16 protein-coding genes are annotated in these 23556 nt (G+C 40.8%); 8 read left to right on the top strand and 8 right to left on the bottom strand.

Features of this window, described 5'->3' with window-relative positions:
* The first annotated feature begins 215 nt into the window (after nucleotides 1-215).
* The 5 genes from AAHI02_RS01880 to AAHI02_RS01860 all read left to right on the top strand — a co-directional run bounded on the left by AAHI02_RS01880 (nucleotide 216) and on the right by AAHI02_RS01860 (nucleotide 6275).
* The gene (locus AAHI02_RS01880) at nucleotides 216-2243 is read left to right on the top strand and encodes a hypothetical protein (RefSeq protein ID WP_346985195.1); all 2028 of its coding nucleotides are present in this window, start codon (nucleotides 216-218) and stop codon (nucleotides 2241-2243) included.
* Between the two features lie 358 nt (nucleotides 2244-2601).
* Nucleotides 2602-2973, top strand: a complete 372-nt coding sequence (locus tag AAHI02_RS01875; RefSeq protein WP_346985194.1) for a response regulator — start codon at nucleotides 2602-2604, stop codon at nucleotides 2971-2973.
* 178 nt (nucleotides 2974-3151) lie between these two features.
* A complete protein-coding gene (locus AAHI02_RS01870) occupies nucleotides 3152-4276 on the top strand; it encodes a serine hydrolase (RefSeq protein WP_346985193.1) in 1125 nt (374 codons plus the stop codon).
* Nucleotides 4277-4549: 273 nt separating this feature from the next.
* Nucleotides 4550-4987 (top strand): FAD/NAD(P)-binding protein, encoded by a 438-nt coding sequence (locus tag AAHI02_RS01865; protein WP_346985192.1) that lies wholly within the window; start codon nucleotides 4550-4552, stop codon nucleotides 4985-4987.
* A 361-nt stretch (nucleotides 4988-5348) separates the two neighbouring features.
* Nucleotides 5349-6275, top strand: a complete 927-nt coding sequence (locus tag AAHI02_RS01860) for a hypothetical protein (RefSeq protein WP_346985191.1) — start codon at nucleotides 5349-5351, stop codon at nucleotides 6273-6275.
* Between the two features lie 1216 nt (nucleotides 6276-7491).
* Here AAHI02_RS01860 and AAHI02_RS01855 read toward each other — a convergent pair.
* From AAHI02_RS01855 to AAHI02_RS01820, 8 genes are all read right to left on the bottom strand, one after another.
* A complete protein-coding gene (locus tag AAHI02_RS01855; protein WP_346985190.1) occupies nucleotides 7492-8226 on the bottom strand; it encodes a DNA-binding domain-containing protein in 735 nt (244 codons plus the stop codon).
* Between the two features lie 131 nt (nucleotides 8227-8357).
* Nucleotides 8358-10322: a hypothetical protein gene (locus tag AAHI02_RS01850; protein ID WP_346985189.1), complete on the bottom strand. Its 1965-nt coding sequence runs from the start codon at nucleotides 10320-10322 to the stop codon at nucleotides 8358-8360.
* A 627-nt stretch (nucleotides 10323-10949) separates the two neighbouring features.
* A complete protein-coding gene (locus AAHI02_RS01845; protein WP_346985188.1) occupies nucleotides 10950-11480 on the bottom strand; it encodes a hypothetical protein in 531 nt (176 codons plus the stop codon).
* 397 nt (nucleotides 11481-11877) lie between these two features.
* Nucleotides 11878-13353, bottom strand: a complete 1476-nt coding sequence (locus AAHI02_RS01840; RefSeq protein WP_346985187.1) for an efflux transporter outer membrane subunit — start codon at nucleotides 13351-13353, stop codon at nucleotides 11878-11880.
* Nucleotides 13346-16507, bottom strand: a complete 3162-nt coding sequence (locus AAHI02_RS01835) for an efflux RND transporter permease subunit (RefSeq protein WP_346985186.1) — start codon at nucleotides 16505-16507, stop codon at nucleotides 13346-13348. Before AAHI02_RS01835 ends, AAHI02_RS01840 begins: the two co-directional genes overlap by 8 nt.
* A 15-nt stretch (nucleotides 16508-16522) precedes the next feature.
* Nucleotides 16523-17605 carry an efflux RND transporter periplasmic adaptor subunit gene (locus AAHI02_RS01830; protein ID WP_346985185.1) on the bottom strand — a complete coding sequence of 361 codons (1083 nt, stop codon included), beginning with the start codon at nucleotides 17603-17605 and terminating at the stop codon, nucleotides 16523-16525.
* Between the two features lie 92 nt (nucleotides 17606-17697).
* A complete protein-coding gene (locus AAHI02_RS01825; RefSeq protein ID WP_346985184.1) occupies nucleotides 17698-18177 on the bottom strand; it encodes a hypothetical protein in 480 nt (159 codons plus the stop codon).
* Nucleotides 18178-18273: 96 nt separating this feature from the next.
* Nucleotides 18274-20601: a hypothetical protein gene (locus AAHI02_RS01820; protein WP_346985183.1), complete on the bottom strand. Its 2328-nt coding sequence runs from the start codon at nucleotides 20599-20601 to the stop codon at nucleotides 18274-18276.
* Between the two features lie 366 nt (nucleotides 20602-20967).
* On the opposite strand from AAHI02_RS01820, the gene AAHI02_RS01815 reads away from it, so the two are divergent.
* The 3 genes from AAHI02_RS01815 (at nucleotide 20968) to AAHI02_RS01805 (ending at nucleotide 23338) form a co-directional block, all read left to right on the top strand.
* On the top strand, nucleotides 20968-21453 hold the full coding sequence (locus AAHI02_RS01815) for a DNA alkylation repair protein (RefSeq protein ID WP_346985182.1): 486 nt from the start codon (nucleotides 20968-20970) through the stop codon (nucleotides 21451-21453).
* A 134-nt stretch (nucleotides 21454-21587) separates the two neighbouring features.
* Entirely contained in the window at nucleotides 21588-22361 is a 774-nt protein-coding gene (locus tag AAHI02_RS01810; RefSeq protein ID WP_346985181.1) for an SDR family NAD(P)-dependent oxidoreductase, read from the top strand.
* 56 nt (nucleotides 22362-22417) lie between these two features.
* Nucleotides 22418-23338, top strand: coding sequence for a helix-turn-helix domain-containing protein (locus AAHI02_RS01805; protein ID WP_346985180.1), 921 nt, complete (start codon nucleotides 22418-22420; stop codon nucleotides 23336-23338).
* Nucleotides 23339-23556 lie beyond the last annotated feature (218 nt).

Genomic DNA, 23556 nt, shown 5'->3' with positions numbered 1-23556 from the left:
GAAAATATTTCTCAAAAATCATTTATGTTCCGCTTTATCCCTTATATATGGGATACTTTATGCGTATCGTAAGAACAATTGCCTATTTTGATGAATTCTTCTTTTATGATTCCTATAAAGACCCCTGGAACCCTCAGAAAACCTCTAAAAAAAGCCCGTGAATTCGGTGCATGATATTTAATAATAAGACCCTAATAAAATAATATTTACCCTTAATGACAAAAAAACTAAGCGTAGCAATGGGATTTTTCCTTCTTGTTGCTGCAACCGGGTGTTCTTCAGAAGACAGTTCGCTTACTGAAAACAGTGAAAGTTCTAATTCTATTACCAATGGCGACATTACCCTTCGTTACGGAAGCGGTGATCTCAGCAAAAGTATTGAACTAAAGAATTCAGCCGTCAATTTTATTAAATTTGACCAAAGTGGTCAGAAACTTTCTGCATCACAGAACAAAACAACTTATACCCCTAATCTGTCAGGTGCGATAGCAGCAGTAGGCAGCAACTGGTATAACATCAACAACGGAGAGACCTATTACATCCCGGAAGGAACTACCTTTACAGGTGGGTTCAATTTCAACTCGGGAGGAAAGATCATCATTCTTGGTGAGCTGGGCGGCTCAAATTGGCTCAATGTTCCCAATGGTGGTAGAGTGGAAGTAGGAAACAACGGTAAAATCTTAAGTTCTGTCAACTTTCACCTGAACTCTGCAGGTAAATTAGACAACTACGGATTTGTGACTTACAGCACAGGATCTGTTGATGGTATCATCAATAATTACAACAACTTAAATTTCAGCAATTCCGAAAGCCTTAACGGAAGCTCTACAGTAAATAACTACTGCAGAATGGTTTTCAATGCACCAAACAATTACCTGAACTCAAGCCTGAATAATGAAGGATATCTTACATTCGAGAAAGGATTCCATATCAATGGTTCCGGAACACTCAATCTAAAAGATCAGTCATATACTGAAGTTACCGGTGGAACAGTATCAATAGATGGTAAGATAAAAGGTATTGGAAATGCAAGCGGAGTCTCAAGAATGGATTTTTCCAATATGTCTTTCGGTAATATTAATGCAAATATTGCTTTCATGGGGCATATTGATCTAAACTTTGTGAATACTTCTTATACTGCAATACAAAATAAGATCAATAATCAGGTTACCATAAATTCAAACGCATACATCCAGGCAGCAGAATGTACGCCTCAGAAAGGTATAGCGCCTTGCTCAGATGATCAATTGCAGTTCACGCTGGTGGCAAATGTAGTAAGCCCATCTATCACCAATACTACGCTGAGCGCAACAGGTGTTACCATGAACAACGGTTTCGCTTATGTATCTTACCATACCAATGATGCTGTTGCAGGAAGTACTACAAAAGGTGCAATCAGAATCTTTAATGTAACAGATTACAGCGCTCCTTCTTTGGTGAGCGAAGCATTATTCAACAATATAGAATTCAACAATGTAGATGTTGCGAATAATAAACTGTATGCAGTAGGTGGAGACAAAAACGGTGCTAAGCTCGTTACTGCTCCATTGAACAATAATGTGTTTAATACTCAGGATCTTTCTTCATTCCTAACTTATACACTACCTAGCTCTACTGCTAAAAATTCTTATTTCTACAACAATTATCTGTATGCATCCACAGGGACAACCGGCGGAGGATTCTTTAAACTTGATCCGAACAATGGATATACTGTATCTGAGCAGTTCAATTTTGCAGGAGACAGAGCAAAATATGTGGCACACAACAATACGTATCAGGTATTTTTTGCAACTCAGGCCAACGGAGCATCACTGAGAGTTGCCAACAACGACGGTTCCAATCCGAAAGTGTACAATTATCCGGCTCTTACACAAACGGTTACCGATGGGAAGAATGTAATTGTTCTTGATGAGGAGTATGTGTATGTTGCTTTAAGTGACAAAGGGGTGGCTAAAATCAGATTGAACGACGGACAGCTGATGAATAATTTCGTACCTAGAAACTTCAAGGTAAACAATCAGAATGTATTCAGCCAAACCGGGCTTACCAATGCTGTTGCCGTAAACAACTGCTACCTGTATCTGGCTAACGGTACAGACGGGGTAATCGTTCTGAACAAAAACACCTTTAAAGTGGTAGGTTATTACAAATTGAGCGGTTCTGCAAACTACATTTACATCAACAGCAATCTTGCCTTTGTAGCGACAGGACAGTCCGGACTTAATATCCTTAAAATAAACTAATCGTTCTGCAGACTATTGATCGTCAGTAACGAAAAAACAATCATCCGTCCCGGTTTGGGACGGATTTTTTATGTATAGATAAAGCGGAAATAGATTAGCTATCAGAGAAAATAATTTTAACTATTATCCAATTTTTATATTAGATCTGTTTAAACTAATATTAAATTTGACCGCAAAAGGTTCAAAAGAAATTAGAAAATAAGAAATTGAAAAGCTTATAAAATGTATGATTTTCCCATTCTCATTTTTCCCTATTTTGAATAGCTAAATAATAAGAGAATATCTTTTGTAACTTTTGTGGTTAATAAAAAGTTTAAGCAATAATTAAAGATTGGCTTTGTTTTTGCCCGCCAAGGGTATGAAAACAATTTTTATACTTGAAGATGAGACAGGCATCAGAGATGCATTACAATTGCTCCTGTCATTTGAAGATTATGATGTACGTTCTTTTTCCACGGTAGATTCATTCAACAAAAGAGATCTGTCTGCCAAGCCTGACATCTTTATATTGGATGTTATGATGCCCGACGGATCGGGAATCGAAGTATGCAATGAATTGAGAAATACTCCGGAAACGGCCAATATCCCGATTATGATCATGAGCGCTCACGCAAAAGATACGGAAGTAACCAGCAGATGCAACGCTGATGAATTTGTAAGCAAGCCGTTTGATATTGATGATGTACTTGTAAAGATCGAGAATCTGATTGGTCAGAAAGCAAGCATTTAAAAGCATTGACGATCAATCAAAAATTATATCAGCAATAAAGGAGACCGGCATGGTCTCCTTTATCATTTGCAAAAAGTGACGGCACAGCCTTTGAATGAAGGATAAAATGTTAATATATCTAATCTTTATTTAAATCATCATTCTCTTATAACAGAAAGATACACCGAGCGTACGAAATATGAAAAAAACCCTGACTGCCATTATAGCCGGAACTTCAGCGATTGTCGCAGGCATTTACCTGTCCGGATACGGATTTATCTTTAAAGCTTTTGCAATGAATGTAAAGAAAGGGCCGATTACTCCCTCCAGCGATGATGCAGAAAAATTTCCATCACGCAGCATTCCCAATCTTCATCCCGAACTGTGGCAGAAAGATACGGATTATAATACCTTAGTTCTAAGCGAAAGATTAGTCGGTGAACTGAAAAAAACACGCGCTTCATCACTCATTGTTATCCGCAATAACAAGCTTCTTTATGAAAACTACTGGAAAGATCACGATGCTTCCTCATTGATGAATTCCTTTTCAATGGCTAAGGGCATTCTGTCGATACTCGTAGGATGCGCCATTGATGACGGTTATCTGGAATCTGAAAATCAGCTGGTATCCTCGGTTCTTCCTCAGTATAAAAACAACCGTTACGGAAAGCACCTTACCTTCGCTCACCTGATGACCATGCAGACCGGACTGGACTGGAAGGAAGAATACCACCACCCTTTTTCGGAAAACTCTAAGCAGTATTTTGTGGAAGATCTTGCCCAACAGGCTTTCGAAGTAGAATTTAAAGAAATGCCGGGCTGCAATTATGAGTATCAAAGCGTTGCGGCGCAGCTGCTCGGTTTGGCTTTAAGGAAAGTTATCCGAAAAGACCTCACAACCTACCTCTCCGAAAAAATATGGAAACCTCTGGGAATGGAGCGCCCTGCACAATGGAGCATAGACGAAAAGGGAGTCGAAAAAGCTTTTTGTTGTATCCATGCAACCCCGCGAGACTTTGCTAAAATAGGACAACTCATCATGCAGAATGGTAACTGGAAAGGCATGCAGCTCATCAATGAAGACTACTGCCAGAGAATGCTCACTCCTACTAAAGCCAATGATGCTTTCTGCTTTACGGTTTGGGCAGACGACGAACATCAACTCAAATACCGGTTTTTCTACGGCTTTTTGGGACAGTTTATCATCATGATCCCGGAGAAGCAAATGGTTATCGTAAAGACAGGCTTCTACAACAGGCTTGATGTGGATGAGAAAAAAAGGCCCCTTCAGGTAAAGCTCTTTGCCGAAGAATTTGCCGGATGATGTGATTGAATCATTCTTAGCTACCTCTTATTGCATAAGTAATAGCAAACTTTGCGTTAAAAAAAGCAGAAAGAATACCGAGTGATAGCTAAAATTTTAGTAACACAGGTTAATTTAATAATAACTTATCATACCACACGCTCTACAACAGGCTGCTACTGGCATACGCTTTGAATGAGACACAACGACTGCAATACATCACAGATTCAATAGTCATTAGCTATTGATATTCTTGTTTATACATTGTATCACTGCAAAAATAGAAATATAGATATGAAAAAAATCGACAGTATCGGAATTGTCGGGGGCGGCCCGGCAGCACTATTCGTTGTGAAGCATCTAATCTCCGAAAACGTATGCCCTCAAACGATATATATTTTCGAAAAAAGCACAAGACTTGGTGCAGGAATGCCCTACAGCCGGGAGGGTGCTGCTCACGAGCATGTGGCCAATGTTTCGGCGAATGAACTTCCTGAACTGCCGGAAAGCTTCACTTCATTCATTGAACGTAAACCACATAAAGACTACGAAGGTTTTGGCAATGACCAGGATATTAATGAATATAAAGTAATCCCCAGGCTTGTTCTTGGCGATTATCTTGAGGAGCAGTTTAAAATTCTCCTGAAAAACATCAGGAAAATGGGTGCACAGGTAAAAGTATGCACCGAAACAACCGTTACTGATATCCGCAAAAAAAGAAGATTCTTTTGAAATTGTTACCGACGGCGATAGCATTTATGAATGCTCTGCAGTTGTCATTTGCACCGGTCATCACTGGCCCAAAATACATGAAGAAAAAGTTCCGGGATGGTATGATTCCCCTTATCCCCCATCAAAATTCTCAGAAATCACCAACCATCCCGTAGCCATACGCGGGACTTCCCTTACCGCTGTCGATGCGATAAAAACACTGGCACGTCTCAATGGTAAATTCAGTGAAGAAAAGGATGAAATTATTTATACCCTGAATGAAGGAAGCCCTGATTTTTCCCTTACGTTATTCTCTAAAAGAGGTTATCTGCCCGCATTACGCTTCCACTCGGAAGGAAGCGCATTTTCTGAAGGCTGGATTATGTCGCAGGACGAAATCTTTGAATATAAAGCCAGCCACGGCGGGTTTGTAGATCTGGATTATGTATTTGAACGGAATTTCAAGCAGCCACTAAGAAAGAAAAATGAAAAATTCTACAACGAGATCAAAGACCTCAGTATCGAGGATTTTGTAGAGAAAATGCTCAGCATACGCGAAGAACTGGATAGTTTTGAGCTTTTTAAAGCAGAATACGATGAGGCACAGAAATCAATAGAACGACACCAGACTATTGCCTGGAAGGAAACACTGGCAGCATTCAGCTATGCCATTAATTATCCTGCCAAACATTTCGCGGCAGAAGATATGATCCGCATGAGAAAGACACTGCTTCCCCTCATTTCCGTGATCATTGCTTCATTACCCCAGTCATCTTATAAAGAAATCATCGCCCTTTACAATGCAGGACTGATCAGACTGGTAAGCGTGGACGACGAAAGCTACGTAGAACCCCACTCGGGAGAAGGTATTGTCTATCATTACACCGATCATACAGGGGATAAAAAATCTGATCATTACAAAATGTATATAGATGCTATCGGGCAGCAGCCGGTACAGTTCAATGATATTCCTTTCAGCACCTTGCGTGAAGACGGAATCATCAGTTCAGGATATCTTAAATTCAAAGATACCGATGCCGGGAAAGAGCAGTTTCAGCATAATAACGGAAATATTCTCAAAGTAGAACCCGATCATTTTTACCTGCGTGTTGACGGTCTTAATATCAACGACCATTTTCAGGCACTCGATTATTACGGAAAAGCAAGTCCTTATCTTTTCATCATGGCAGTTCCTTTTATTGCAGGACTCAATCCCGATTATTCCGGTCTTGATTTCTGTGATACCGCCGGAAAAAGAGTCGCCCACTCTCTGAAATCAATTATCACCGCTGATCAAACAGTATTTTAACTGTATTCTTATTGGTGGTTGTTTTGTCATTCTGAACACTACGAAGCGGAGTGAAGAATCTCTATTAGCGCAACGATTTCGCAAGGTTTTATTTTAAAGGATCGCGTATATTTCCGTTCGCAAAGGTACTTCGACAGGCTCAGCATAAACTATAACACTCAGCAAATGATAGTAGCGAAGTGATGCGCGCAGTTACTTGAACACGGAGCACATGAAGGTTTCTTTTTACGGGGGACGCATAAGTTTCGCAAAGGCGTTTGACTACGTCGAATCTTCGATTTCACTTATAAAGCGCTCAGAGAATACAAAAGTCTTCAATTCCTATGGTGGCTGAGGCAACTCGAAGCCACCTTTCCCTCCAGTGTACGCGAACCTTAGGGAGCCTTAGGGTCCGCCAGCCGACTACTTTCCATTGTCTCGTAGAAACTTACATACTCAGATACTCTAAAACCCTCCGACTCTAAAACACGCATTTTGTCATTCCGGTAGGAATCTCGGCATAGCTTTTAAAAGTTAGCATGGAAAGATTTGGGCTTAGATTCTTAAACCACCCCGTCAAAAATTCTTTGAATTTTCGCCACCCCTCCGGAGGATGGGAATTTTTAAGTTGTGCTTATTATCAATTGCAGCCAGCCATTACAATAGGGGCTTTGCGTTCTCTTCTAAATGGAACGGCTTTGTGAAACTTATACACAATACTTTCAAAAAATCTTAGTGGGCTTCGTGTTCAAAAAACAATTGCGTATTGTTACAACGTCTCTGTCATTCTGAACACAGCGAAGCGGCGAAGAATCTCTAATAGTAAGAAGCTGTAGATATTAACGCAAGGATGCAAGGATTTTCTTTTAAATTAATTGCGCATATTTTCCGTTCGCAAAGGTACTTCGAAGGCTCAGCATAAACTATAATGCTCAGCAAATGATAGCAACTCTTAATAAAGTCTCGGTGGCTTCGGCTCCGCTCAGCCACCAAGATCCCTCCACTCTCAAACTCAACCCCCCCACTCAGAAACCCTCAAACCCTCAAACCCTCAAACAAAAAAGACTGCCCTTCCGGACAGCCTCCCTACTAAAATATCTACGTTTTGTCAACGCTGCTTACATCGTACCGTCAACACACCCTTGACAGTACGGTCAACACCTCGTTGATGCTACCATCTACACACCCTTGATCGGGCGGTCAACGAGGTGTTGACAACTATGACTGATTTTCTTCATCAGACAACCGTAAGCAATTTATCGAATGTAGCGGTTCTCGGTTCCTTGAGCAGGGCACCCTGGGTAAATTGCGTCACGATCTCTAAGCGATAGGTTCCTGCTGACAAGTTCGGAATCACCACCATAACCTCCGAAGGATTATTGGTTACCATATCGCTTTCTTCTACCATTGTTCTGACATTAGAGGCGGTATTGACAAAGAATACCCCGATAAAAGGATCATTGCCTGTTACCTTGATCTTGCTTCCGGCAATCTTAAGGTTTCTGCCGGGAGTAAGAAGATCATTGACCGAACCACTTTTGACATCCGTTACCTGTAAGATCACCGCAGAAGCCTCTGCCACACCGAGAATTTCGACCTCAATATTAGGAATCTCTGCCCTTAGCTTTTCTCCCTGGTTGAACTGGAAGATAATACTGTGCTTATCTTTATTAAAAGTCTCTGACGGACTATCAAATACCCCACGAATGGTTGTATTAGCCGTGAAATAACCAGTATTGATGGAGTACCCATCACACAGCTGATACGCCATTTCCTTAAGGAAAAGCTCTGTGGCGTGTTCCATTGCTGAAGCGGAGATATCTGCCCCGCCACGGTTGGCGGCTGAAAGGCAGATCTGCTGTACATTGAGACTGCGTTCACTTGCCGTACGTGCCGTGAAATCATTAGGATTGTCTTTGGTTAAAACGTTATCATAGAGATACGCTTTGATTCTGTGAAGAATTGTTGCCATTGTTGTTGATTTTAAATGGTTGTTAAATTTGTTATTAAATCCTCATAGGTTTCTAAAACCTATGAGGATTAATTAATTCAGTTGTTGAGGGATTGTTGGCGAGACGCTCGCGCCAGCAGGGAAATCTTTTATTACAAAAGTTTTTTAATTACAAGAGAGGTATTAGAATTATTAAAACTCCATGCACCACTACCTACTTGAATAGCTCCACCAACATAAATAGTTCCTGAAGAACTTAAGGTGAAAACTCCTACCCCCGTCATAAACCCCACGTTTGTGCCAGATGTTGAATAAGAGGCCAATACTTGATAAAACGAATTATTAACATATAAGCGGGCATCAAAATAATTTGCTATTGATGCTCCTGTAAATCCACCTCCGAGTGTATAAACAACTTCGTAAGTTCCTTGTGGCAACGTAATAACATTTCCGGATCTGCTAGAACCTGAGATTAAATTTATTGTCTGGGAGTTAATATTTGGAATAAATGACATGTTAGTTCCTTGAGCGGGACTACTGGAAAAAGTATATCGATTTACCTGAGTAGAACCCCCAACAACAACAATTTTACCATTATTGTCAACTCCAATACCTGCTACATTTCCAGAAGTTGCAGAAGTGCTCGATGTCAATTGGGTTAATTTTAGTCCTGAATCATTGAGCGTTCCACTATTTATTTCTAAGTTTGTACTAGGAGCATTTGTTCCTATTCCCACTCTATTATTCGCTCCATCTACAGAAAGTGTAGTTCCATCCACAGAAAAACCATTGGTAGTATTAGAAGTAAATGCTAACGTATAACCACCTTGATTTACGGTTGTATTCTTTGATAATGCTCCGTTTCCTTTATAGATTCCTCCTTTTCCTTCTACAATAGAAGCCGCTCCTGTATTATCCATAGTTGCATCTCCCGAAAGGCTTACTTCGGCTGCTGCACCGGAACTGTTTCCCACATAGATTTTTCCATTGCTCAATGTCATTTTATTCGCAGTCACCGCACCATCTGCAATTCCTGCGGTTGCTACTGTTCCAAAGCCTAAAGAAGTTCCGCTTCTTCTCAATACATAGCCATCTGTTCCTGCGGCAATATCGGTTGGCGATGCAGCCGCATTCGTTGCGTTTCCTTTTACCGTAAGAGCCGCTGCACTTGCCAAGTCTGCATTACTTACCGCTCCGGTAGCTATTTGGGTTGATGTTATGGCATCGGCTGCGATTTTGGCTGTGGTCACGGCACCATCTGCAATTCCTGCGGTTGCTACTGTCCCGAAGCCTAAAGCCGTTCCACTTCTTCTCAATACATAACCGTCTGTTCCTGCGGCAATATCAGTAGGCGATGCAGCCGCACTTGTTGCGTTTCCTTTTACCGTTAGAGCCGCTGCACTGGCCAAGTCTGCATTGGTTACTGTTCCAGTGGCTATTTGGGTTGATGTTATGGCATCGGCTGCGATCTTGGCTGAGGTCACGGCACCGTCTGCAATTCCTACGGTCGCTACTGTTCCGAAGCCTAAAGCCGTTCCGCTTCTTCTCAATACATAACCGTCTGTTCCTGCGGCGATATCGGTAGGCGATGCAGCGGCATTGGTTGCGTTTCCTTTGATGGTAAGAGCAGCTGCACTTGCCATATGAGTGTTGGTTACTTTTCCAGCGCCTATGGAAGTTATTCCCGCATTGGAAATGGTTACGTCTCCTGTTGGAGTTACTGCGGTGGCTACATTCGATGTATTTCCGATATAGATGTTTCCGCTCGCAAGAGAGGTATTTAACGTATTACCGGTTGCAATCTTCTGCCAAGCACCACCATCGAAATAGTAATATCCCGGAGCGGTAATGCTGGCCGTTGCACCTGCGGGAGCCGAATCTGCGGTGGATGCATATACGATGAGTCCTTTCTGATTTGGTCCGTACACTCCTGCTGTTGTTGCAGTATGGATTTTGTCACCGGATAATTGCGGGATGATAAGTCCTTCGGGTTTACTGCCATCTGTTGTTTTGGCGGTGATGTCGAGGGTTGCTTTTGGTGAAGTATTATTGATCCCCACCTGAGCGAATGCTGTCATGCTGAACAGCATCGCGGCGGCTGTAATTATATTTTTCATTGTTTGTTGTATTTATGAGTTTATTTATGTTTTACTTAGTTGTGTCTATTTGAACACGAAGTGCACTAAGATTTTTTTATATATGATGTGCTTTTTAGTTTCACAAAGGCGTTGCACTTATAAGAGTTCGCAGAGGTTTTAGAGTTGGAGGGTTTTAGAGTTTGAGTGTGGGAGAGTCCTGGTGGCTGAGGTGACTCGAAGCCACTATTTCCCCTCTCAAACCATCCCATATTCCACTCCGACCCTAAAACGCTCCCACTCTCAAACCCTCCGACTCAATAATAGCTTCGACAGGCTCGTCACTTCGAGTAGATTTTGAAAAAATCATATCGAGAAGCTTGTGAATTTGAGGATAAATGTCATTCCCGATACATTTTTTCTTCACCTTGTTACGAAAAAACACTCGAATTGACGAAACACGAATGGCACGAATGGTTGAACACGAATTTCACCAATGTTGTGTGATTTTCTTTGCTGAGATCCCTACGGGATGACAAACAGAGTGGATAGTGAATGACCATTTGCTGCGAATGAAAATCAAAGATTTTCATGAACTGATGTGTTCTTTTGTTTTCAAAGTTTTAATCCTGCCTCTTATGTGACTGATGTGTTAAAAGCTCTTGTGCCTTAAGATTGAAGCACAGGCGGAGGACGCCCGAAATGATTGATGGTAATATGTTTTAAATGAAAATGATGAGAAGTAAAATGAACATGTTTTTCATAATCCCTTCTTGCGCTTACAGATAGAAGAAAAGATGATGATATTGTTTTCTGTTGAAGCTTTACCGGAGAAGGATTTCCGATAATAGCTGTAAGTGAAGAATTGAAAAATAGTCCAAGACTGTGTTTGCCTGTTGGACAGCTTTTATAACACAAATTATCCGTTGGAATATTTATGGACTTCTTATGAGAAACTTTAGAAGCAGATGTTTTGATCAAAACCCTGGACCACTTTTTAAAAGAGTTTTTTCTTAAGTTCTGACCGGAAATATATACTGGAGATTCTGCATACAAATACGAGTCTTCGGATACAAAGACTACAGAATCGGAGGATACAAAAGTTTGAGCGCTTAAAAATGATGATACCAAGACCACTAAAAAGCACAGCAAAACCACGCAAAAGCGTTGGAGGGAGAGGGCTTTAGAGGGAAATATCATTTGTAGTCTCATTTTTGGTAAAAAGTAGTCTAGGTTAGACTACTTTTTCACATAACAAACTGACCAATATAAAACGTCGTAAAAAACAGATGAAAAACGGTGCGAAATTCCGGTTGTTTTGCTCCAAGAATTTGTAACGAACAGATTTATGATACAAAAAAGCAAGAAATTAGAAAACAATATCTTAGTGTTTGGAGGTAAAGAGAATTTGTTTACATTTGTAGCAGAAAAAAGTAGTCTAACCTAGACTACTTTTTTTGTGATGTTCTACCGTCCCTCAGGAAAGCGCATCAATAAAGAGTTTAGAGAGCGTCTGTGATTTACTATTACTGAAGATTACATACAAAAGGAGCTTACCTTGCGGTAAGCCCCAATCATAAAAAATTTAGTAAAGCATTTATTTCTTGATAATACTTGGAGGAGTCAGCGCATTCTGATCCCATCCCCCACCAAGTGCTCTGTAGATTGCGACGCTGGCTTTGAGCTGGCCGACTCTCTTTTCAACAAGCTCAAACTTAGACTCCAACGCATCGCGCTGGGTAAGCAGTACCTCCATATAATCGGCTCTTGCATATTTGAAGAGATCGTTGGAGATATCGATGGACTTCGTTAAGGCATCCACTTCTTTTGCCTTGATGTCATAACTGCTGTTCAGGTTTTTGATCTTAGACAGCTGGTTGGCCACCTCAATATAAGCACCCAGAACTGTCTGCTCGTAATGATATACTGCCTGTACCTGTTTGGCATTGGCATTGTAATAGGCTGCTTTAATGGCACTTCTGTTGATGAGCGGCGCGGTAAGCTCACCCGCCAGCGAAAACAGGAATGACTCCGGTTTGATAAGATAAGCAGGATTAAAAGCCTGTAAGCCTACTCCTGCACCAATATCCAGCGAAGGATAAAATCTTGCCTTGGCAGATTTGATATCCAGCTTTGTGGCGGCCAGCTCATATTCTGCCTGCTTGATATCCGGGCGGTTTTCCAGAAGCTCCGAAGGAATTCCAGTATAGACCGCCTGCGGAACAACCGCATCAAAATTATCATGACTACGCTCTACCGACTGGGGAAATCTTCCTACCAGGTAATTGATTCTGTTTTCAGTCTCCACGATTTTCTGCTGAATATCATACTGCATTCCCTGGGTTTTCAGTACCTGGGCTTCAAACCTTTTCACGGCCAGCTCATTGGAGCGGGCATTCTTTTTTAATTCTTTAATAATGCTTAAGGCATCGTTCTGAATTTTGATATTCTGGTTTAAGATAACCAGCTCATTATCCATCGCAAGCAGCTCATAATAAGACTCGGCAATCTCTGAGATCAGGTTGGTCATCATAAAGTTCCGTCCTTCAATACTTGCCAGGTATCTCTGTACCTGAGCTCTCGTGGCATTGTGAAGTTTTCCCCAGATATCGGTTTCCCATTTGGCCTGCACGCCTACGCCAAAATCAAACAGCGGATCCGGCATTTCCCTTCCCGGTTCGATCTCGGTATTGGCTTCCATCGCTCCGATATTGGTGTAACGGCTTACCTTATCTACGCCCGCACCGGCTTTAAGGCCTACGGAAGGAAGGTACTCCCCTTTTTTTGCTCTGATTTCGTTCTTTGAAATTTCAATCTCCTGAAGCATGATATTCAACTCCTGATTGTTTTTCAATGCTTCATTAATGAGTGCCTGAAGATTGGGATCGCTGAAGTATTCATTCCATTTCAGCTTTCCCGAGTTTTCGGTGTCGTTATTTTCAGCGGTATATTTTTCAGGTACGGATCTGTTTTCCGCACGCTGCTGTATTTCTATGGGTTTGCAGGCTGCAAGGCTTAATAACAGCAACGACAATCCTGCATATTGATAAAGTTTATTTCTGTTCTTATTCATAATGGATCATGTCTTCGCTTAGTGGTGATTCGTCTTCGTCTTTAATCATCTTTCTGCCGTCTGATAATTTGGCAAAAATGTAATAGAGTCCCGGGATGACAATCACCCCGAACAGGGTTCCGATCAGCATTCCTCCCAATGCCGAAGCACCGATGGTATGGTTCCCTATTGCTCCTGCCCCGCTGGCAAAAACCAGAGGGATAAGCCCTGCAATAAAGGCAAATGAAGTCATCAGGATCGGTCTGAAACGTGCTTTTGAACCTTCAATGGCCGCATCGAGGATAGAATCTCCGGCTTGCCGCTTTTTAACCGCAAATTCTACGATAAGCACAGCATTCTTACCTAATAACCCGATAATCATGATGAGTCCTACCTGTGCATAGATATCATTTTCCAGTCCCATTGCTTTCAATAACAGGAAAGACCCGAATACTCCTACAGGAAGGGAAAGCAGCACGGCAAAAGGAATGATAAAGCTTTCATACTGAGCTGCCAGCACCAGATACACAAATACCAGTACCACAAGGAATACATAGATGGCTTCATTACCACGCTGTGCTTCATCATAGGATAATCCTTCCCAAGCCACTTTATAACCGTGAGGAAGACTCTTCGCAGCGGTTTCATTAATCGCCTGAATAGCATCGGCGGTTGTATATCCTTCGGCCGGAAGCCCACGAATCGCCGCTGAATTGTACATGTTGTACCGCGTAATCTCGTTTGGCCCCTGTGTTTTTTTTAAGGTCATAAATGCGGAATACGGAACCATTTCACCATGATCGTTCTTCACATACAGATTCATAATATCCGAAGGAAGCCTTCTGAATTCCGGAGACGACTGAACATAAACCTTAAAGAACTGTCCGAAGCGGATGAATCCCTGTTCGTAGGTACTTCCGATCAATATGTTGAGATTATCCATGGCTTTACCGATGGAAACGCCTTTCTGCATGGCGGCATTGTTATCAAAAACCAATTCATACTGAGGATAATTGGCGGCGAAGAAAGTGAAAACTCCCGTCAGCTCCTTGCGTTTTTTGAGCTGCGCGATAAAGGCTTTATTTACTTTATCGAAATCCTGGTAATTGGTGGTTCTGTTCAGATCGAGCAATCGTACGGAGAATCCACCTGAAGATCCGAATCCCGGAACAGCAGGCGGTTCAAAAAACTCGATGGTTGCCCCAAGGTTTTTAGATTTCTCTTCCAGCTCTTCCATGATTTCTTTTACATTATGCTCACGGTCGCCCCAGCTTTTCAGGTTGATGAGACAGGTTCCGGCATTGGAACCACGTCCTTCAGTCATGATTTCATACCCCGCCAGTGAAGAAACAGATTCAACACCGTCTACCCCCTGACAGATTTTCTGCAATGCCCTTGAAACTTTATTGGTCTGCTCCAGCGTAGATCCCGGAGGGGTCTGGACAATGGCATAAATGGTTCCCTGGTCTTCATTAGGAATAAAACCTCCCGGGAGTGTTTTATTAATGACAAAAATCCCTGCACAGAAAGCGATAAGAATTCCCCAAGTCACTACTTTACGGCTTACGATCTTTCTTAAGAATGAAGCATACTTTCCTGTGATCTTATCAAAACCTTTGTTGAAGGAATCCAGAGACTTGGTAAACAGGTTTGATTTTTTCGGCTTTCCATGATTGTTTTTTAATAACATTGCTGCCAATACCGGTGTAAGCGTAAGTGCCACTACCGCAGAGATCACGATGGAGCTTGCCATGGTGATGGAGAATTGACGATAGAATGTTCCGACAGGTCCTGTCATAAACGATATAGGAATGAATACGGCTACCATTACCGCTGTAATGGCAATAATAGCCCCGGCAATTTCGCCCATTACTTCTTTTACGGCTTTGTATGGTGAAATATCGCTTTCTTCCATCTTTGCGTGCACTGCTTCGATGACCACAATCGCATTATCTACCACAATACCGATCGCCAGTACCAATGCAAAAAGCGTTACCAGGTTGATCGACAATCCGAATAGCTGGATCACAAAGAAAGTTCCGATCAGGGATACCGGTACGGCAATAATCGGAATTAATGTCGAGCGCCAGTCTCCCAGGAAAATAAATACTACAATCGCTACAAGAATGAAGGCGTCCCGTAGAGTATGCATCACCTGCTCTACCGAGGCATCCAGGAACTGAGAAACGTCATAACTGATCTTATAATCTACTCCTGGCGGAAAGTTCGCTTTCATTTCTTCCAGCTTTGCCTTTACATCTTTAATCACGTCATTGGCGTTACTTCCATAATTCTGTTTTAAAACAATAGAAGCGGATGGATGCCCGTCAAGATTCGAATAAATATCAAAGAATTCACTTCCCAGCTCTACTTTCGCAACATCTTTCAGCTTAATATTTTCTCCTTCGGAATTGGAACGGACGATGATGTTTTCATACTCCTCGGGGGTATTGTACTGGCCTTTGTATGTCAACACATATTCCAGCGACTGTGCTGCAATCCCGGAACTCTGCCCGATCCTTCCGGGACGCCCGATGATACTCTGTTCACCGATGGCTTTCATCACCTCATCTACGGAAAGGTCGTAGGCACGCATCCTGTCAGGATTCAGCCATATCCTCATGGCATATCTTCTGCTTCCCAGAATCTGGGATTTGGCAATCCCGTGAATACGGTTGATTTCCGGGATGATATTGACGGTGGCATAGTTGTACAGGAATTTTTCATCCATGTCTTTACTGGTACTGTACAGGTTCACGTACATCAGCATACTGGGCTGAATAGGATTTACCACTACTCCTTCCTTCTGCACGAGCTCCGGAAGAAGCGGCATTACCTGATCGACCCTGGTTTTTACCAATACTACTGCGGCATTGGGATCTGTTCCGGGATCAAAAACCACATTGACGGTTGCTTCCCCGGCACTGGTAGCATCGGTTGTGATATATCGCATACCCTGAACACCATTGATGGCATTTTCGATGGTAATTAATGAAGATTTCACCAATACATCCGCACTGGCTCCCGGATAAGCGATGGAAACAGCTACTGTAGTCGGAGCAATTTTGGGGAATTGTTCTGTAGGCAGCTGCTTAATCGCCAGCCCACCGATAAATAAGATCACCACCGATATGACAATGGCAAAAACCGGTCTGTGTATTACTTTTTTAAACATAATTCAGCTTTTGGGTTATTCTGCATACAGATCCAGGTTCGACATTACTTTTTCAGGTTTCTGGTATTTTGAGGTGATCTTCTGATTTTCCTGTACCAGTCTGAGACCGTCCAGAAGGATTCTTTCATCTTTTCCGAGTCCTGAAGCGACGACATAGACGTGCGGTAATTCGGCAGCGATTTTAATTTCCCTTGCTTTTACCTTATTGTCTTTGGTAATCACATAGATATATTTTTTCTCCAATTCTTCAAACGTGGCTTTCTGAGGAATCATAACAGCATTGGGATATGGTGAAGTGATGAGGATATTTCCGGTTTCACCGTACCGTAAGAGTCCCTGAGGATTTGGGAAAGTAGCTCTGTAAGCTATGTTCCCGGTTTCATTGTCAAAATCAGATTCTATGGTTTCTACAATTCCGTCCTGACTGAATTCTTTACCATTCGCCATTTTTAAGCGGACGTGAAGCGGCTCATTTTTATGATCGCTCATCTGATTCAGATATTCTGCTTCGGGAACATTGAAATAAACCCACATTTTGCTGTTGTCGGAAAGTTCCGTGATTAATTCTCCGTCGTCTACCAGGCTCCCTTTACGCACATGCAGCTTCCCGACAATCCCTGAAAAAGGAGCGCGGATTTCGGTAAACTGAAGATGAGTGTTGGTAGAAGACAGTTCGGCTTTTGCTTTTTCATATCTTGCTTTAGCCATTGCCATTTCCTGTGGAGCTACAATATCTTTGTCGGAAAGGTTTTTCGTGTTCTGGTATTCGATTTCGGCATATTTGGCTTCTGCCTTGGCACGGTTTACATCGGATTCATAGAGATTAGGCATAATCTTGAATAACAGCTGACCTTTGTGTACAAATTGCCCCTCATCTACATAGATCGACTGGATATAGCCTTTCTCCTGCGCCCGGAGTTCTATATGATTGATGGAACGGATCTGCGCAACATATTCTTTGTCGATCAACGTGTCTTTTACAAGGGGACTTGTGACGTTAAATGTAGCAGCTTCAGTTTTCTCTTTCTTTTCAGACTGACAGCTTACGCACCAAAGAATAAGGCACAGGTTTACATACATGAGACTTTTCTTGACCATGATAATAGTATTTATAATAATTTAAATTTGAAAAATAGAGGTTCGGGCTTTCGTTAGGAAAGCCACAGTTTTACATAAAAAGTATCATAAAATCACAGTCTGATGACCCTGTACTGGATGTACAGATCATCATGCAGAGTTTTTAGAAGCCCGGAATGAGCAAGAGTGACGGCAATTTTCCTGTCGTGAAATGTGGTGACAAAACCTGAGATCAGATCCCAGAATCCCTCTCTCAAAATGCTGAGCATCTCTGAGGATTCTGAAGAATCTATATTGTCATCATTCTCATTGTCGTTTTCAGAAAGATTTGCCTTTAATTTACTGTAATGGGGATGGCTGATACCGTAATGATCAGCTGTATTGTGATTTCCTGTCAATAGAAAGGAAGAATCCGATTTTTTATTTTGTGAAAGACCCGTATCGGAAACGAATACAATGCCGGAATTTTCATCTCCTGACATATATTGCTGAACCTGCCCGTAATACCAACCCAGAACAGTCAGCAGGGCAAACAGCAAGCTATATACATATTGATAAAACCTTCCTTTCATTGCAGGTACAAATCTAAGCAAACTTCAATTTGACCGCAAGAGACAAGAGATTAAAAAAACGTTAAAAAGTTCATATTATATGGGTTTATAAGATTTCGATGTGTTAAAAAAAAGTTATCAATATTGTTTATTATTCTTTGATAAAGGCATATTGTAAAGTTCATTCTTACGTTTAACACTATCTAAATCTATTCTCATTTCATCAATAGTTTTGTTACTGAGCATTCTGCTTAATGTATATTCACCGATTGGCTGTAATGTCAGAATTCTGTCGCTCTGATTAGTATTTAACAGATCAACACTTTTATAAAGCTGTTTAACCGCCATAAGCTGATGTCCCGTAAACGGATTTTTACTCATCACCGTCAAAGTATTAAGAATAGATGCCGCACTATAATTAACCGCTGACTCATTGTCTATAGTTCCGTTCAGAATATTTATGATTGTAAATTTCACCTTGTAAGAAGGGTTTTTCTCCAGATATTTTTTGAGTGCAATATATACCTCCATCGTTGTAGAGGTTCCGGAATTCTCAAAAACTCCTCCGTCGGCAAGACGTCCTACCCCATGAAGAAAGCTGTAGGCATTAATTATAGGAAATGCCTGACTGGCATTTACACAGGCTGACATGGGTAATTCTTTATTAAGAGACCATTCACAATGACGGAATATTCCATAAGCATCTTCGTAAAAAGTAAATAATGCATGATCTTTATGTGCTGATTTACCGATTGTATGGCAAATAGGCGTATTCAGCTCAACAGGACTGAATACAGCTTTCTTTCCATTTTCTATAATGGCAGTGTTCAGAAAAAACAATGGCGTTTTATATTTACCGCTATCCATCTTTTTAGTATAATGATACATAAAATCTCTGGTGAAAAAATTGTCTGAAGATTCTTTCCCTATTTTTATTCCATCCTCTTCCTGATGCGCTTCAGCAAATGCACGTTCCTCCTCCTTTTGAAAATAATAATTCCGGTCTCTTTCAACGCCTTCAAAAATACCTTCCATTGAATCTATAAAGTCACCGATAAGAAGCCCATAGAGCGCACTGCTTAAATAATTTCTTGAATAAATATTTTTCGCTACATCTTTAGCTTTACCAAGAGAAGGCAACTTATAATATTTCTTAGATGCCAAAAACATCTGCGCCCCCGAACTCGATCCGGAAACAGTTGAGATTGAATATAAATTATTATAAAAATTTTTATATGTATTATCCAGTTCATACATATTTGATAAAAACCAGTATCCGGCCCTTGATCCACCGCCCTGTCCGGAAACTAAATACACTTCCAAAGAATCACCATTTTTTGGAACGCGCTGCTGATACCAATTTTCAAAATGATCTTCAATAGTTTGTCGTTGATAATATTCTTTATCATTAATAACCTGTGTTTTGTTAATTGCATGTGTATTGGTACTTTTAAACAACAGAAGAACCCATCCGGCAGCAAATACTACAATAATGACTTTGTACAATCTGAAACGAAAACTTTTAGTATCAAATCCTTTGAGCATAATGTTCGCAAGAAGTAGTTGTGAGGTAAAAAAAAGTTCTATGATAAGAATATAAAAGCTCATTACCATTGTACCGATTGTTATGGGCGAGATATGATTGATCGTTCCGTTGACCTGCTTGATATAATAAATTATCATTGTTCCTACTGCAATAATCAGCAAAAAGATATGCGTATAGAAGGTTTTCCTGTGAATCATTTTCATTTTACGGCGGTCTCCGTCCGGATAGTCTTCCGAATTTTCTTTCACCAAAAAAAATAAGTATGATAAAACAACTCCCAAGATATTGGCAAAAGTAAATACATAAGTGAACTGCTCACCTTTGCCAAACTGCAAAATGATATGTTCAACCAATAACACTGCGGCTAGTACAAGTATTTCCCAATATTTTTTAAACTGTAAAAATGTTGTATCAAGAGTTGTGGTAAGAAGAGAAGAATAAGAATCAAGCACTTTAATGATAATAAATATAACAATACCTGTAATAATCATGATTCCTTTTCCGAAATACACATTCGTTAAAGAAAAAACAAATATAATCCAGGGTATAATGGCCAGATATCTCACCGGAACCTGCAAAATCTTCCTTACATTATTAGATTTTGGTTTGGCATTGTAAAGATCCAGCAGTTTATCCAATATTGCTTCTATTTTTTGAGAAGGCACTTTGGTGAAAAACTTGAAAATATAAATAGAAATCGTAGGAATACACCAAATACTGAGACCAAGAAAAAGAAAAGATGCTACGGCAAAAAAAACTTTATTTCTGTCATCCTGCTGATATGCCAGGTCTAAGACGATTTCCTGTCCGGCCCCAACTTTATAAAGCAACACCGGAAACAAGACCGCAAGAAAGATAAAAAGTCCATTATCTTTTATTGTATCAAAGATACTTTCCACAAGATTGAGTAATTTTTCCATGATATTAATTTTTTTTGCCAACACTATCACACATTATATTGGTCTGGTTATTTTTTTATAAAATTAATACCATTCCGAAGGCCAGGAAATACTACAAAAGGGTTATTTTTAAAGAATACTCATTCGAATTGTGTAAAATTATCTAATGCAACGTGGACTTTTTGTAACTTTATAATCGTCATTTTCCATTCAGGACATTGAAGGCAATGCTCTGAATTATAATTGGCATTAAATGAATTACCATGATAAAACTGATAACAGACCATATTAAACAGATAGAACATGGCTTTAAGCATATTATAGAAGCCGGTGACCAGATTTTAGGAGATAAAAAATGAAAATCATTTCGAACTGGCCCTTAAATTTTTGGACGATAGTACTTATCAGGTAAGAATGCTCGGCACTTATATGCTGGGACAGCTTTCAGCCGTTCGCCCAGACTCATTAGAAATTCTGGAGACAAAAGTAGCACACGATCCGAACTGGCGTGTGCAGGAGATGCTTGCCAAAGCTTTTGATAGTTATTGCCGTTGCATTGGATATGAACAAAGTCTGCCCAAGATAGAAAAATGGCTCTCAGATCCTAATCCCAATGTAAAGCGAGCCGTGATCGAAGGTCTGCGCATCTGGACGGGCAGACCTTATTTCAAAGATCATCCGAAAATTGCCATAGAATGTATCAGCAGATACAGATCAGAAGACAGTGAATATCTGAGAAAATCGGTTGGAAATGCGCTTCGCGATATTTCTAAAAAATATCCGAATGAAATTGCAGAAGAGCTATCAACCTGGAATCTTCAGGACAAAAAAACATTGTTTACCTATAAGCTGGCAAAAGGGAAACAAAAATGAATATCTTTTGAAATGTAAGCAAGTTTAAAAAAATTATCATACCCTCAATAGGGCTTCACATAGTCTCGATTTGACTACATTTTCTACCACTTTAAGCACCATCTTTGCTTTATCAATATAAATCAATACATATTATGCAGACCAATGAAAATAAAGTAGCCCTGATATCAGGTGCCAATACAGGTGTGGGATTTCAGATCGCTAAAGCCCTTGTGGAGAACGGATATACCGTGTATGTGGGGTCCCGTGACTTTCAAAAAGGTAAAGCAGCGGTAGAATTGCTAGGCGGATCAGCTAAAGCTATTCAATTGGATATTACAGATTCTGATTCCATTGATGCAGCAGTAAAAACTATTGAAAATGAATCCGGATATCTGACATTATTAGTCAACAATGCTGCGATCTCTCATGCAGGCGCATCAGGGCGCACAATGGAAGAAGTGCTGGGTTCGCAGCGTGCCTCAATCGTACCCATTAGTGAGCTGAAAAAAGTGTGGGAGACAAATGTGTTCGGGACACTTGCCGTTACACAAGCCTTCTTGCCTTTATTGCATAAGGCTTCTGGTGCAAGAATTGTAACCGTTTCCAGTGCCTTGGGATCTCTTACCATCAATGCCAATCCGGAAAATCCTTACCGATCTAATTTTGATGCGGCGTATGGCGCTTCAAAAACTGCACTCAATGGGATCTTTTTATCCCTTGCTATCGATCTGGAGAATACCGGCATTAAGGTTCATATGGTTAGTCCCGGATTTACGGCTACAGCGCTTAATAACTTTCAGGGAACAGATTCCGTGGAAGAGGGTTCAAAAGAACCGATTCGTGTTGCTTTGGCAGAGGATCTTCCTACCGGAAGCTTTACCGGTCCTGCCAATTTCAGTGGTAAAGACAATATTCTTCCCTGGTAGATTTTTAAATACAAAACCTATGATTGCTGGTCATAGGTTTTTTATACATTTATAGTATGAAAGCTAAAGAAGATAAACTGATACGCTTTATATCAATATCGGAAAGCCATCAGGCCTTCGGGTTGCCGGCGCCGCAGCATCCGCTGATCAGTCTTGTACATTTCAACAAGGAAAATCCTTTTAATACGGCAATGGCGCCAATCTATGATGTTCTGAGTTTCTATAAGATCACCTTCATTACAAGAAATAGAGGCAGGCTGAAGTATGGCCGGAATTATTATGATTACGATGAAGGCAGTATGCTTTTTCTGGCACCTAATCAGTTGGTGGGAAGTACTGATTATAACAGCGAAACCTATTGTTATATTTTGCTGATCCATCCCGACTTCCTGTTGGGCCATCCTTTAGCCCGGAAAATAAAACAGTACGGTTATTTTTCATACGCTTCCAATGAGGCGCTGCATCTGTCAGATGCTGAAAGGGAGATTATTCTTTCCGTCTATAGAATTATGCAACAGGAACTTAACAGCCGCGTGGATGAGTTCAGCCAGGAAGTCGTGATTGCCCAGCTTGAGTTGCTGCTGAGCTATGTCAACAGGTTTTACAAGCGTCAGTTCATTACCCGGAAAGTGGTTAACAATGATATTCTCCAGAAAACCGAAAGCATCCTGGATGACTATCTCAACAATCAGTTATCACTGCATCAGGGCCTTCCAACAGTACATTATCTCTCGGAACAGCTGAATATATCCCCCGGTTATCTGAGTGATATGTTGCGCTCACATATTGGACAGAACGCCCAGCAGTATATTCGTGAAAAGCTTATCGAAAAGGCGAAGGAAAGACTGACCGGCACGGACCTTACCGTGGCTGAAATAGCCTATGAATTGGGATTTGAACATCCACAGTCTTTCAGCAAAATGTTCAGGATACGGATGGGGCTTTCCCCATTGGAATTCCGAAAATCCCATGATTGATATGGTTTTTATCCGTTTCTTTTCAATAAGGAATTATTTGCTTGCTTTACTGTGCATCCGACATAATAAAAAGGAATTTTGCCGTAACCATAGTATTTCCCAATAATATGATCAACAATGAACGTTCGCGTTATGAGATTGAATATCATGAAGACGGAATGCTGAAATCTTTGAACAGAGATAAATAGTCATATTTATTATTGATAAATCAACCATAA

It is taken from the genome of Chryseobacterium sp. POE27, assembly GCF_039727685.1.
Lineage (GTDB): Bacteria > Bacteroidota > Bacteroidia > Flavobacteriales > Weeksellaceae > Chryseobacterium.
This window is presented reverse-complemented; position numbering and strand designations above follow the sequence as displayed.